Origin of the sequence: Natranaerobius trueperi (assembly GCF_002216005.1) — a bacterium.
In the GTDB taxonomy this organism is placed as follows: domain Bacteria; phylum Bacillota; class Natranaerobiia; order Natranaerobiales; family Natranaerobiaceae; genus Natranaerobius_A; species Natranaerobius_A trueperi.
The window spans coordinates 1-14832 of record NZ_NIQC01000042.1 but is presented as its reverse complement, the minus strand read 5'-3'; the positions used below and the strand labels follow the sequence as shown (position 1 = coordinate 14832).

General features: G+C 30.5%; 12 protein-coding genes and 3 pseudogenes. 14 read left to right on the top strand and 1 reads right to left on the bottom strand.

What is annotated here, in order from left to right:
- Positions 1-274: 274 nt before the first annotated feature.
- The 14 genes and pseudogenes from CDO51_RS12260 (at position 275) to CDO51_RS12190 (ending at position 14402) form a co-directional block, all read left to right on the top strand.
- Entirely contained in the window at positions 275-1087 is an 813-nt protein-coding gene (locus tag CDO51_RS12260) for a universal stress protein (RefSeq protein WP_089024521.1), read from the top strand.
- A 13-nt stretch (positions 1088-1100) separates the two neighbouring features.
- Complete coding sequence (locus tag CDO51_RS12255) at positions 1101-2621, top strand: BCCT family transporter (RefSeq protein ID WP_089024520.1); 1521 nt, start codon at positions 1101-1103, stop codon at positions 2619-2621.
- A gap of 191 nt (positions 2622-2812) precedes the next feature.
- Entirely contained in the window at positions 2813-3142 is a 330-nt protein-coding gene (locus CDO51_RS12250; RefSeq protein ID WP_089024519.1) for a hypothetical protein, read from the top strand.
- 158 nt (positions 3143-3300) lie between these two features.
- Positions 3301-4756: pseudogene (locus tag CDO51_RS12245) on the top strand (IS1182 family transposase).
- Positions 4757-4871: 115 nt separating this feature from the next.
- Positions 4872-6257 (top strand): YheC/YheD family endospore coat-associated protein, encoded by a 1386-nt coding sequence (locus tag CDO51_RS12240; RefSeq protein WP_089024517.1) that lies wholly within the window; start codon positions 4872-4874, stop codon positions 6255-6257.
- Positions 6258-6474: 217 nt separating this feature from the next.
- Positions 6475-7893, top strand: coding sequence for a YheC/YheD family endospore coat-associated protein (locus CDO51_RS12235; RefSeq protein ID WP_089024516.1), 1419 nt, complete (start codon positions 6475-6477; stop codon positions 7891-7893).
- 198 nt (positions 7894-8091) lie between these two features.
- Positions 8092-8859 (top strand): annotated as a pseudogene (locus tag CDO51_RS14800) (dimethylarginine dimethylaminohydrolase family protein).
- A gap of 283 nt (positions 8860-9142) precedes the next feature.
- A complete protein-coding gene (locus CDO51_RS12220; protein ID WP_089024513.1) occupies positions 9143-10507 on the top strand; it encodes a YheC/YheD family endospore coat-associated protein in 1365 nt (454 codons plus the stop codon).
- Between the two features lies 1 nt (position 10508).
- The gene (locus CDO51_RS12215; protein WP_089024512.1) at positions 10509-10886 is read left to right on the top strand and encodes a hypothetical protein; all 378 of its coding nucleotides are present in this window, start codon (positions 10509-10511) and stop codon (positions 10884-10886) included.
- Positions 10887-10975: 89 nt separating this feature from the next.
- A pseudogene (locus CDO51_RS15200) lies at positions 10976-11656 on the top strand (YheC/YheD family protein).
- Positions 11631-11750, top strand: coding sequence for a YheC/YheD family protein (locus tag CDO51_RS14795; RefSeq protein ID WP_240503575.1), 120 nt, complete (start codon positions 11631-11633; stop codon positions 11748-11750). The pseudogene CDO51_RS15200 and the gene CDO51_RS14795 overlap by 26 nt, the downstream one beginning before the upstream one ends.
- Positions 11751-11944: 194 nt before the next feature.
- Positions 11945-13021 carry a YheC/YheD family protein gene (locus CDO51_RS12200; protein WP_158212462.1) on the top strand — a complete coding sequence of 359 codons (1077 nt, stop codon included), beginning with the start codon at positions 11945-11947 and terminating at the stop codon, positions 13019-13021.
- Complete coding sequence (locus CDO51_RS12195) at positions 13011-13367, top strand: hypothetical protein (RefSeq protein ID WP_089024508.1); 357 nt, start codon at positions 13011-13013, stop codon at positions 13365-13367. The genes CDO51_RS12200 and CDO51_RS12195 overlap by 11 nt, the downstream gene beginning before the upstream one ends.
- Positions 13368-13370: 3 nt before the next feature.
- Positions 13371-14402 carry a YheC/YheD family endospore coat-associated protein gene (locus tag CDO51_RS12190; protein WP_089024507.1) on the top strand — a complete coding sequence of 344 codons (1032 nt, stop codon included), beginning with the start codon at positions 13371-13373 and terminating at the stop codon, positions 14400-14402.
- Between the two features lie 113 nt (positions 14403-14515).
- Here CDO51_RS12190 and CDO51_RS12185 read toward each other — a convergent pair whose 3' ends face one another.
- A complete protein-coding gene (locus tag CDO51_RS12185; RefSeq protein ID WP_089024506.1) occupies positions 14516-14716 on the bottom strand; it encodes an acylphosphatase in 201 nt (66 codons plus the stop codon).
- Positions 14717-14832: the final 116 nt, after the last annotated feature.

Here is a 14832-nt window from a genome sequence, read left to right as displayed (position 1 = left end):
AGTTTACCTTGTTTCATCATTTCTCTTACTTGCTTTTTGTCTATTAAATTCATAACGGTGCAAACCTCCCATTCTATTTTTATTATACATCATTTCGGAAGGTTTACACCGTTTATTTTACACTCTCTTTTTGAATTAAATTCTTTCTTTACATAGATAGCAATATGTCTAAACTTTACCTTAAAAATTTTCTAACATTAAATTTGTTTTTATTCAATATATTTAAATATAAGACTTACCAGTCGATCTAATCTTTAAAGAGAGGTGTCCCTAAGTGCTTCAAAAAGCTTTACTGCCGATAACTTTACAGGAAAGCAAGACTGATATACTCTTTTATGTAACACTTATCTCTAAATTAGGTACAAAAAGAGTTCATATGTGTCATGTGGTTGATTCAGGATTTGCTAATTATAAACAGTTATCTAATAGAATACAAGTTTTTGAACAGTGGATAAATGAAAACTTTTTTAATTTAGAAATTACATCAGAAATTACTTCTGGACATACAGCAAGCAAGTTACTATCTAGTGCCAAAAATAGTCGTGTTAACTACATTTATCTTCCTGCAAGCAAACGGCACCGCTTAGGGAAAATATTATTAGGTAGTACGGCAGCTGATATAGTTCGGTTAACTGACTTACCAGTTTTTGTACACAAAAATAGACCTTCATTAAAAGAAGATGAAAATAAAAAGCTGTTCAACGAATTAATAATAGCAATTGATTTTTCGCCTAATACTGAGAGAGTTTGTTCACCTTTATATGAAATAAGTAATTTAACTAATAAAATAAAGTACTTACACATAGGAAAGAGAGCTGGCGATCCATTTAGTGAATCAAAAAGAAGGGAACACGTGAAAGAAAAGCTTGAAGAAATTAAGGAACAACATAATTGTGGAAGAGATATTATTACTAAAGATAAGGTAGGTACACCATCTAAGGAAATACTCGATGAATCTAAAAATAATAATACAGATTTAATTATACTTGGCAAGTTAAATATAAAAAAACCTAGTGAAATATTACTAGGCTCTACAGCGCAACAAGTCCTTAAAAAATCTCAGGCTTCTATATTACTTGTTCCGTAAAGAGGTGAGTCAAATGTTTAAAGCGATAGCTACTAAAAAAGAAACTTTTAAAAAACAGATAGTGTTTTTCGTATCTCTTTTTATAACACTAATAATTCTAGCTATTGGAATAATAGATCAAGAACTAATGACCAAATATGTATCTTGGGCATATAATGGTATATTAAATAATTTCGGTTGGATTTATATGTTATCAGCTATCTTTTTTTTAGTCTTTGCAATCGGACTCTCATTTAGTCGATTTGGAAATATAAAACTTGGAAAAGATCATGAAAAACCTCAATATAGCTACTTTGGATGGTTCAGTATGTTATTTGCAGCAGGTATGGGTATTGGTCTTATTTTTTGGGGGGTTAGTGAGCCTTTAGTCCATTACTTAGAACCCCCAGAACATATTCAAAATGCATCAAAAGATGCTGCTAGCTTTGGTATGAGATATAGTTTTTTTCATTGGGGTTTGCAACCCTGGGCAATTTACATAATAATGAGTTTATCAATTGCGTACTTTTCTTTTCGTAGAGAGATGCCTCCTTTGATAAGTTCTTGCTTTTATCCTTTGTTAGGGGATAGTATATATCGCACACCAGGATATATAATAGATATTTTAGCTGTTCTTGCCACAATTTTTGGAGTAGCAACTTCCCTTGGACTTGGAGCAACTCAAATCCATACAGGACTAAGCTATCTATATGGTCTTTCTGAAGGATTTAATATAACTTTAATTATAATATTAATAGCTACAGTTCTTTATATGCTCTCAAGTATCGTGGGGTTAGATAAAGGTATTCAAGCATTAAGTAAATTGAACATGTTTGTAGCATTACTATTAATGACATTTTTATTAATAGTAGGCCCCACAACTTATATTCTAAATATTTTTACTAGTACTATAGGCACTTATACTAACCGCCTACTTGAAATGAGTTTGGACTCTAGCCCTTTTATAGGCTATGAATGGATCCAATCTTGGACATTATTTTATTGGGCATGGTGGATTTCTTGGTCACCTTTCGTAGGGTTGTTTGTGGCACGAATTTCTCGTGGTAGGACTATAAAAGAATTTATTCATGGAGTTCTAATTGTCCCTACATTACTAACTTTTCTCTGGTTTAGTGTATTTGGAGGAACAGGTTTTAAATTACAATTCACACAAGGAATAAATCTAGCAGAAATAGCACAAAAAGATGCTTCTCTTGCTCTATTTCATATGTTTGAAGCTATTCCATTAGGTAGCCTATTATCAGCTATTTCTTTAATCCTACTCTTTGTATTTTTCATAACTAGTGCTGATTCTGCTACTTTTGTCTTAGGGATACTGAGTTCGAATGGTAGCATGAACCCTTCTTTAACAAAAAAGGTGACTTGGGGAGCTAGTCAATCAGGAATTGCTCTTATCCTTTTATGGGTTGGAGGTATTCAAGCTTTACAAAAAATGGCCATAACAGCAGCACTACCTTTCTCAATTATTATGTTATTGTTATGTTACAATCTCTACTCTGCATTGTGTGAGGAAGATAAGTATTTTAAAATATAAAACAATTGTAAAAAATTATATTATTTCCTTCACAAATATGGCAGAAAACGTTATAATTAATGATGAATTACGTATGAATATATGATCATATATTGTTGTCTTAATTAATGATCATCTGGCATAATAAAACCGTCTCCAAAGTATATTAAATACATTTGGAGATATATCAAATTGAAGGGGGAGTTGTAATTATGACAGATAAACTGAAAGTAGATATTTTTGGAGTGAAATCTGAACCTGTTCCTGGTGGTTGTGGCTGTAACGGTGGTTGTGGTCCACAACCTACAATGGGGGAGTTATTTAATGAGTTAGTAGACTTTATTAATGATAGTGATTTAGCTGCAAAAGTAGAGCTAAACTTTATTGATGTAAATGAAACTGATATGGATAATTATCCAGAGGCAAAAAAGTCACTTGATAACGAATTACCTATACCACTTACAACAATAAATGGAAAACCTACTATGTATGGTGGAATAAATAAAGAATTAATTTATAGAAAAGTTAAAAAAGCGATTTAATTTTATCAAGAAAACTACAAATCTTAGTAAGAAAACGATAATTAGCAGAAGTGATTTCACTTCTGCTCAGCTTGTCGACAAAGTCTATTGAATAGGCAGGTCGACAAGCTTTTTTTGTAGAATAATAATTTCGGAAAAAATATCATGAGGTGATAAAGGTGCTAAACAAGCAAGAAAGAGAGAAACGTAAAACAGCAGAAATAGTAATTCTGGACGATTTAGTACCCAACGATCACTTAGTAAGAAAAGTAGATGAAGCCATCGATTTTGATTTTATCTATGACTTAGTTGAAGATTATTATTCGAAAGATACAGGTCGTCCAAGCATAGATCCAGTGGTTTTAATAAAAATGGTGTTAACTCAATATCTGTTTGGGATAAGATCTATGAGACAGACCATAAAAGAGATTGAAACCAATGTAGCGTACCGTTGGTTTTTAGGTTTAGGTTTATATGACCCGGTACCCCATTTTTCAACTTTTGGAAAGAACTATGAACGTAGGTTTAGAGATACAGACGTTTTTGAGCAGATATTTTATCGTATCTTAAAAGAAGCAGTAGATCGAGAGTTTGTAGATCCTTCAGAAGTATTCATTGACTCAACACATGTAAAAGCAAATGCAAACAAAAAGAAATTTATTAAAAAGAAAGTTCGCACCGAAACCAGAGCATATCAAGAAAAATTAGATGAAGAAGTAAACATAGATCGAGAGAAATCCGGAAAAAAGCCTCTCCCCTCCCGAAACAAAACTGAGTTTCGGGAGGGGAAAATAAGCACAACAGATCCGGAAAGTGGTTACTTTGTTAAGAACGAGCGCGAACGATTATTTGCTTACAACTGGCATACTGCATGTGATAGAAATGGCTTTGTACTAGGTAGTATTGTAGAAGCTGCAAATGTACATGACAGTCAGGTATTTTTTGATGTGTTTAACAAGATTAAAGAGCGAGTTAAAAAGCCCAAGACAGTAGCTGTTGATGCAGGTTACAAAACACCTGCGATTGCGAACTTTCTTTTTGAAGAAGATGTTCATCCGGTAATGCCTTACAAACGTCCTCAAACCCCGAAGGGATATTTTAGAAAACATGAGTATGTGTACGATGAGTACTATGATTGCTATATTTGTCCACATGAGCATATATTACATTATCGTACTACTAATAGAGAAGGTTACAGAGAGTATGTCTCTGATCCCAAAGTGTGTCAAAATTGTCCTGATATAGATAAGTGTACTCAAAGCCAAAATAAACAAAAAGTAATATCCAGGCATATCTGGCAAGATTCTTTAGATGAAGCAGAACATCTAAGGCATACACATTATAACAAACAAATTTATGAAAAACGTAAAGAATCCATCGAGAGAGTATTTGGTGATTTAAAAGAAAAGCATGGTTTGCGGTGGACCACACTTCGTGGGAAGAGTAAAGTGGCAGCGCAAGCGATGCTTGTTTTTGCTGCCATGAATTTGAAAAAGTTAGCGAACTGGTCCTGGAAAAAGAAGAGGGGCAGTTCGTTTTTTTATTTTTTACGCCAAATTATTGTTATTTTGAAGAGAAAATGGCCTCCTAAAACAATTTTAGAAGGCCATTTGTCTACAGTCTGAGCAGAAGTGATTTCACTTCTGCTTTTTTATTTGTTTATCTATAAATTAAAAAACGAAACACTATTATTTTCAAATATTAATATTATATTGTACTAGTAATCACATTTTCTGGGGAGGGAACTCTTATGAAGGCAAAATTACAAATTATACCAAATAATAGTCAAAAAAGCGATATTTGTTATATTTCTCGGAAAATATTCGATTCCTTAGATCTTTTAGATAATAAAATTTATCATCTAAAATTTGGTGTATTAAATAAACAAATTATACTAAAACCTAGTAAACATAGCGAAGAGGGTAATGGCAAAATTCTTCTTAGTTCTGATATTTTTAATACTTTATTTACAAGTGATGAGTTTAGTAACTTTGAGGGCATGACACTTAATATTTGGAGACAAGAAAAAAATATTAAATTAGGTCCGGTCATTGGTATATTTGTAAAACCAAGACGATTTAAGTTTTATGATAACAGTACTACAGATCCCATTCATTTAATTGCTGGTACCTATAAATCTTTATTATGTTATTTGTTTACATTTAATTGTATCGATTGGCCAAACAAAAGAGTTAACGGAATAACTTATGTGCCTAAACTAAACAGATGGACTAAAGTTTGGTTACCTTTACCCAATGTAGTATATGATAGAGGCTCGGATTTTTCGACAAGTCAAAAGGAGAAAGTCAAGATAATTCGTAATGAATTAAAAAGTAATGAAAATATAAAATTTATTAATAATCGTGATCACATTGGTAAATGGAAAATTTATAAGTACCTGTTAAAATACGATCTATTAGCTAATCATTTACCATATTCGGTTCGTTATAAAAGCATAAATGATATTTTAACTATGTTAAAACGTTTTAATTTTGTTTTTTTAAAAGCTATTTATGGTAAAAGGGGTAAACAAGTGATGTCTATAAAAAAAATTGACTCACAAAATAAATATAAACTTAGTTACTACTCTAAAGGATTACGAGAAGTTGAAGTCAGTTCTAAAGAAGAATTAAAAGAACAAGTTGATAAATTTGCTAAAGAAGGAAAGTTTATAGTACAACGAGGAATTACATTATTGAAATTTCAAGATAGAAATTTTGATTTGAGAGTATTACTTAATAAAGACAATAAAGGACAATGGAAGGTAATGAAAAATTATGTTAGGATTGCTTTTAAAAAAGAACAAACATTAACTAATTATAGTCTAGGTAGTGAGAGAATTTATTTTAGTAAAATATACCCTAAATTGTATAGTATAACTAATAATACTATTCCAACAAGTGAAGAAATTGAGGGTTTAGCAACAAAAAGTGCATATTATATTGATAAAGAATTCGGTTACTTTGGAGAACTAGGGTTAGACTTTGCCATAGATATTAATGGAAAACTATGGTTATTAGAAGTCAATACAAAACCATCAAAAGGTTATGGCTTAGAAAGTACAGAGATAGCTAGAGAATATAAAGCAATATTTGATTATGCTAAATATCTCTGTGGTAACAACTCTAAATTATAACTAAGATTAAAAGGTGTAGCAATGCTGCACTTTTTTTGTCTTTTAGACTCTTATAATATTTTGTTTGTCAGGAAGATGTCCTATTAATTAACACCTTAGATTTATAATCATATTGTGAAGTAAACTTTCTAAATAATTTAGAAAGGAGTCGCTTATCTATACCCCACTAACAAAGTAGAGCACTGTAATGAGAATTTGAAAGAAGGAGTTGAGAACTATGAAAAATCTATTTAAAGTAACTATTTCTATTATACAAAATACCTCTAAAACTCTTTGGGTGCCACATAGAATATATAAGCTTTTAGATAATCCAAATCATATAGATTTTCAAGTGAGTATTAATAAAATAACTGTTACTTGTTGTAAAGGTAATGATGATAATAAAATCTTTATTCCAAAATATATAGCACAACAGATGGGTCTTAGTGATAAGCTTATAACTAATTTGATCGTTCATAATAATCAAATACACTTAGGACCTGTTATTGGTGTGTTTGTGAGTAATGGACGAGTTAGAAAAGCAAAAAAACAACATATACATTTTAGGTTTATAGAAATGGTGAAAGGCAATCAAGAGGCAAACGCTATCTTATATTTTTTTTCAGTTAAAGATGTTGATTTTAAGAATCAAAGAATATATGGTACCCATTATAATAAAAATGTTAAGAAGTTTGAAGAAAAGAGCTTTCCATATCCAGATATTTTGTATGATAGGGGAGGAGGCACATTAAAATCACAAAAAATAATATCACAAAGAATAAGAAATGAACTAAATAAAACTGCTGCACCACTTAAAATCAACTCAAGATACTTTTTTGACAAATGGGATGTTTATAACCATCTTGTTAAAGATAAAGAGATGTCTTCTTATTCACCTAAATCCATCTTATACAATAGTCAGAATGATCTAATAGACATATTTAAATTAAATTCAACAATTTACATTAAAAGTTGTTATGGGAATAATAGTAATGGGATTGCACGAGTTACAAGAGCCGAAAATTCCTCTTCAATTTTCCGTAAACTTTATGACAGACTTATCTCAAAAAAATTCTCAAATAGCAATTTTGAATTAATGTATTCTAATAATAAAATACTAACTAAGTATTTTTATTCATTTGACCAATTAATAAATGAGTTGAATAGACTATTTCAAAATAGTAAGGCAATTCTACAAGAGGAAATTGATGTAATAAAGGTAGATGGTTGCAATATAGATTTACGAACGGAAGTACAAAGAAATAGTGAAGGAAAGATAGAGTTAGGTCCCTATATGGTACGTAAGGGGAACAAAGCTAATCATGTTACTAGTACTAGATCTGGCGGCCTTGTATATAGTTTTGATGATTTTTTTAGAAATAAACTGAACTATTCAGATAAGACAATTGCTCAAATAAAAGAAAGAATTAGCAAATTTCTTTTGAAAAGTTTTAATGCTATAGAGAGTATTTATGGTCCATTCGGAGAAATAGGAATTGATTTTGCTATAGATAATAACCTGAATATTTGGTTTATTGAATGCAATGCTAAACCAGGAAAAGATACAATATATCTTGTTTGTGATAATAACACAATTTATAGATCTTTCTCTAATCCTTTAAACTATGGGAAGTACTTATGGAAAACTAATATTTAACGACTTTTTGAGACTAAACACAGTTTTAATCATTTTAAATTATTAATAACACATACCATTATAGGTAACACTAAAATTAGTTAATAAAGAATAAATTTAAGAGGTGACTAAAATGCCGAATGTTATAGATGAATATAGCAAATTAACAAAGGTACTTCTTGCGAGGCCAGAATATCTTAATATTAAAACCCCCTTAATGTGATATCTCAAAAGAATAATCAAGTAGGGATCAATATAGATAGGGCATGTAAAGAACATGATGAATTTGTAGATGTTTTTAAATCCAATAGTGTTGAAGTAATTCCTGCGGAGATCCATCAGCATATCAATTATCAAGTAAATACTAGAGATTTAGGTGTGACTACTCCAAAAGGAATTATTATGGGTAGATTTTTCAAGGCAATTCGCCGGGGTGAACATAGACTATTTGAACATACTTTATCAAAGTATCAAATCCCTATCTACCATAAGCTTAGTCATTGAGTTTTTGAAGGTGGAGACTTTATGTATCTCGATGATCAGACAGCTGCTGTAGGTATTGGAATAAGGACTGATATGATAGGAATAAAAGAGTTAGAGCTAGCCCTTCAAGATACAGGAATTAAACTAATTCCTGTAGATTTTCATAAAGACTTTCTACACATAGATATGATCTGTAATGTAATTGCTGAGAAATTGGCAATAGTGTGCCCTGAAGCACTATCTACAGACTTTATGAACTATCTCAAAGATAAAAACTTTCAACTAATCGAAGTTACTAAAGAACAAGTTTTTCAACATGCTTGTAACCTTTTGAATATCGGTAATGATACAATTATCAGTCATGCGAAAGCAAAAGATGTTAACTATCAACTATCTGCTCTTGGTTTTGAAGTGATAGCATTAAATCTAAAAGAGACCCTGAAAAGTGGTGGAGGGCCAAGATGTATGAGCTTTCCTATTGAAAGAGTATCTCATAATAAATAAGTTGAATTGAGTAACCGCTTATAACAACTCCAAGATAGATAAGTTGCAGACATACTAGACTTTGGTAATAAGTATCTACCATAGCGAGGAATCTTTCTTTAAAAGAGGGTAACAATCAACTAACGAAATAGTCAAATTGAATCTCCTTTTAATTATAAAAATGGAAAGGACAAGCTTTTATGATAATTTGTATTCTCTGAAGTTTCATAGGCTCCCGCACTAAAGGATTCATTTAATAATACAATATAGTACCTAAATATTATGGAAAGGAAGGGACTAGCAAATGGACAATAAATCTATAAAAGTTGTTATTAATACTATCCAAAAAAACACCTCAAATATTAGTGTTCCTTCAAGCATATTTAACAAACTTAATTCCTCCCTCTATGTTGACTTAAATGTTGGGACTTTTAAAACTAAAGCTACCTGTTATAAAAATAACACCGAAAAAGATTTAGTCATTTCAAAGTATATAGCAGATAAAGTAGGTATTATTGATAAATTGGAAACGAACTTACTCATAAAAAATAATCAAATATACCTTGGACCTGTTATAGGTGTTTTTATAAGTAGTGGTCGAGTTCGTAAAGCAAAGAAACAGCATCCCCATTTTAGACAATTAAAAATGAGTAAAGCGAACCGAGATGTGAACAGTATTCTATATTTTTTTTCAATTAAGGATATTGATTTTTCACAACAAAAAATACATGGCACTTATTATAGTAATAAAAATCATACTTTTCAGGTTAAAGAGTTCCCTTATCCCGATGTACTGTATGATCGGGGTGGTGCAACACTTACATCTCAGCAGAGAAAGTCCCAAAAAATTAGGGAAGAAATTGATAAAATAGCCAAGCCGTTGAAGATAAACTCAAAATACTTTTTTGACAAGTGGAATGTTTACAATAACCTGTTATCTTTTAAAGAGATGACTCCTTATCTTAGAAAGTCAATTTTATATAAATCACCACATGACTTATTAAGTATGTTAAATAACTTTTCAGGTGTTTATTTAAAAGACATATTAGGACATAACAGCCTAGGTGTTGCCAATATAAGAGCAGAGGGTAACACCTTTATCTTAAAATATCGAAGTAAACGATTATTAATTAAAAGCTTTAATTCATTTGATAATTTGATAGAAGAAATAAATAATTTCTTTTATGGTAAGGAAGTAATGATTCAAGCAGGAATTGATGTTTTGAAAGTTAACGGCTGTAATGTAGATATGAGAGCAGAAGTTCAAAAAAATGGTCAAGGAAATCTTGAGGTAGGTCCTTATATGGTTCGAATAGGGAGAAAAAATAGTCATGTTACGAGCACGAGTTCGGGAGCTATTGTTAATCAGTTTGATAATTTCTTCAGAAATGAGTTAAACTTTTCTGTTGATTATATAAATAATTTAAAAAATAGGATCGAAAAATTTTTGATAATCACTTTTAACTCAATAGAAAAATTATATGGACCTTTTGGTGAAATAGGAATTGATTTTGCCCTAGATAAAAACTTAAAAATATGGTTTATAGAATGTAACGCTAAACCAGGAAAAGACACGATTTACCTAGCTTGTACTGATGATAAGATTCAAAGGTCTTTTGCTAACCCTTTGAATTATGGAAAGTTTTTATGGGAGAATAGGGGGAACTAGTATGAATGTGCATTTGAAGTGTTCACCTAATAACAGTAATAACAGTAATATCTGTTATATATCACAGAAAGTATTCAATTTTTTGAACTTGAATAAAAAAAAGAAGTATAGGATGAATTTTGGTAAATTAAGCTCCGAGGTTCAAATGAAACCTAGTGCTAATAGGGATGAAAAAAATACACTTTATTTTCAATCAAATATTTTCCAACCAACTTTGACTTCAAAGGATAAATTGAATTTAGAAGATTTTAATTTAAACATTTATAGAAAAGGCGACAATATTTATCTTGGACCAGTGCTAGGGATATTTGTAAAACCAAATAGGCTATCAGTTTACAATAATAATACTATAGATCCCATACATTTAGAAGCAGGATAAAAGAAGGCTTTCTTTCTTATCAATTTTCGTTAATCAAAGGGATCACTTATGTTCCTAAACTTTGCAAATGGGCGGAAGTATACTTGCCTATGCCAGATATAATTTATGATCGAGGTTCTGGTTTTCCTAAAAGACAAAAGAATGTGGTTAAAGAAATTCGAAAAAAATTACGTAAAGATATAAAATCAAAATTTATTAATAACCGAGATTATATTGGTAAATGGAGAACTTATAAATATTTGATTGATTATGATTACCTTTCTAGGCACTTACCATATACAATTAGGTATAACAGTTTTAAAGATATTTTAATTATGTTGAAAAGATACGATCTTATTTTTCTAAAATCTTATTATTGTCGTGAAGGTAAACAAATAATCTCAATTAGTAAGCAGAGAGAGGGAGAAATACAAGGTCAGTTATTATTCTAAAGAATATCAAAGACTAGAATTGAATACAAAAGAAGAACTAAAAAAGTCATTGAAAACAATCTCAAAGGGAAAGAGCATATTATTCAACAAGGAATTAAGTTACTGACATATCATGATAGACCTTTTGATATTAGAGTTTTGTTAATGAAATTTAGTAAAGGACTTTGGAAAGTTATGAACAATTATTTAAGGATAGCTTTTAAACAAAATCAAACTTTAACAAATTATAGTCTAGGCAGTGAAAGGGTATTTTTTAATGAAATCTATCCTAGTTTAATAGAAAATTGTAAAACTAACAAGATTCCTGACAGTAATGAAATCGAAGAATTTGCCAACTAATGCTGTTAATTATATAGATGAAGAATTTGCCCGTTTTGAAGAACTAGGAATTGATTTAGCAATTGATATTCACGGTAAGTTATGGTTGCTTTAAGTGAATAATAAACCTCTAAGGGCTTAGAATTATGAAAAAAGAGAGGGCATTGCTCCGGAGTACAAGACTATGCCAAATTTCTTTATGATATTTAAAATACCATTTTCCTCGAACTTGTTATGTCGATTTAGACAGCTCCATCATAGAATAGACTAAAATATCTTTAAGCTGATTATATGATGGGGGATATAAAAATGAGTAAAAAAAAGCCTTTAATTGGTGTGTTTAAAAACAAACTGAAACCAAGTCATAGACTTAAAAGTACCCCTGAATTGAATGTCGATTTGGTTATTTTTAGCCCTAAGAGTATAGATTGGGAACAAAAGAATGTAAAGGGACTTTTATTAATACATGGATATTATGAAGAGCGGGTTGTCTCTTTTCCTGATGCAGTTTTTATGAGAAAACTCACTACTTTCAACACCTGGGCATACAAACTTGAAGAAGTTATTGGTGAAAACAAAGTGTTTAACAATGTAACAAGGTTTGATAAGTGGAAGATCTATCGGATATTAAAAAAAGGTGACACAAACTGTCACCTACCGAATACCCATAAATTCAAATCAAAACAACTTATAGACCTATTACACAGGTATAAAAAAATTATCTTAAAATCTAGGAAGGGATGTTTAGGTAGACAGGTCTATAAAGTGGAAAAAGATTTAAACGATAAATTTTATTTTTATGAACATTTAAATTCACCAGCACTAACAACTCATGATGAAAAAATACTTCTAGATAAAATAGAAACAATTACATCTGGAAAAGCACGATATATAGTTCAGGAATATATCGAATTTGACCGCGTGGATAACAATATTTATGATATTCGAATGTTTGTGCAAAAAGATGGTACTGGTAATTGGGGGGTAACAGGTGGTTTTTGTAGACTATCAGGACTAACTTTTTATAAGACAAACTTTTCATCAAAGCTTATTACAATTGATGAAATGATAAAAGAAAACAATTGTTTAACACAAAGTAAACATTCTTATATAAAAGAGATTTCTTTACAAATAGCTAAGGACCTAGAAAATGGCTATAACCACTTGGGAGATATTTGTATTGATTTTGGTTTATCTCAAGATGGTTATGTTTGGATCATAGAAGTTAACAGTAAAGCTGGAAAAAATATCGTGAGAAGATTAGGGGATGATAGGTTTACTAGGAATGTTTACCTAAGGCCAATTGAGTATGCACGTTATTTGGCTCTTAAATCGAATTGTAATGATAACAAGAGGGGAGGGGGGAGAAACTTATATGAATATTAAACTAGAATGTCATTCAGACAGTAAGTTAGAGGATATATGCTGTATCACGCGGGATATTTATAACTCCCTAGGATTAACTGAAAAATCTAGGTATAAGCTTCATTTTGGAAAAACAACTTGCAATATTAAAGTAAAACCTTGTGACAAAGATAGAAATGAGAAAAGAAATATTCTCTACCTAAGTTCTAATATCTTCAAACCTTCTTTTACCGATTGTGATCTTACCCAACTTGAGAATATTAGCTTGAATATTTGGAGAAACGATGAAAGAATTTATCTTGGTCCTGTTCTAGGTATTTTTGTAAAATCAAATCTTTTAACAGTACCAAAGAAAAAAAAGGATTGATTTATGATTTTAAAAGCAGGTATTAGTAAAAACTTTCTAACTTATTTATTTTCCATTGATAGTGTTGATTGGTCAAAAAAACGTGTTAAAGGGTTAACTTATGTACCAAAATTGAATAAATGGGCTAATATATGGTTGCCTTTACCAAATGTAGTATATGATCGAAGAGCAAGGCTTACAAAAGAGCAAAGACAAAAAGCAACACAAATACGAAGGAAGTTTAAGAAAGAACTCGACATAAAATATATTAACCGTATCAATTATTTTGGTAAGTGGAAACCTTTTCTAAAACTAAAAGGTTACGATTCTATGGCTAACTATTTACCCAGGACGATTCGATATAGAAATTTTAATGATGTTACGAAAATGTTAAAGACTTATAGTTTTGTTTTCTTGAAATCCTTCTATGGCAGTCAGGGTAAGCAAGTAATATCTATTGAAAAGTTGACAAGTAACAAATATAAACTTCGTTATTTTAAGAACGGAATGAATGAAGTGGAAGTAAATGATCTTAAACAAGTAAAAACTCAAATTGAAAGCTTTATTGGAAACAAAAAAATTATCGTACAGCAAGGTCTTAGATTGTTAAAGTATAAAGATCGTCCTTTTGATTTACGGGTTTTAGTATGTAAAGATAATAAGGGGCTGTGGAATGTTGTAAAAAATTATGCGAGAATTGCTAAAGAACAAAAACAAATGTATTACAGTTTAGGGGGTAAACGTATGTTTTATGATAAAATATACCTTCAACTATATAGTTCAAAGGGTGATATTGTACCAGACAGTGACTATATAGAAAATGTGGCTATAAAGATTGTTTCATGTCTAGATAAAGATATAGGTCCTTTTGGTGAACTAGGCCTTGATTTTGCAATTGATATTAATGGTAAACTATGGTTGTTAGAAGTAAATTCAAATCCCGGAAAAGGACCAGGACATTATTACAAAAATAATGATTACGCTCCTGAATATAGATTCATATTTGATTATACCGAGTATCTTTGTAATATTACTTCAAATAAGCATAATAGCTGAAATAATTTATTGCTTGAAAGAGAGAAAGAGTCCAGCATAGCTAGACTCTTTCTCTCTTTCACAGAACTTTTTTTAGTACCATAATTGCGATCAACACAACGGGTACTTATTTCTTAATAGATTTTAAACCCAACCTTAACAGGTTTTTCCCATTTGCTTTCTTTTATACTTTCTATTTGGAACTTATTATTTCTTTGTAGCCGTGTCTTTAAAATATCAATGTCTTTAATATTACCTGCTAGTATAATACGCATCTTACCATTTTTTAGGTTTCTAGCATACCCATGTAGATTTAATTTTCTCGTAAGCGTCAAACTATCCCCACATAGTAAAACAGCTTAGTTTGTGTCATAATTCCCCCAACTAACTAAGTAGGGGGGGAATTTTCATGTCACAAACTGAAAACAAATATGAAAAGTTAAGAGAAAGT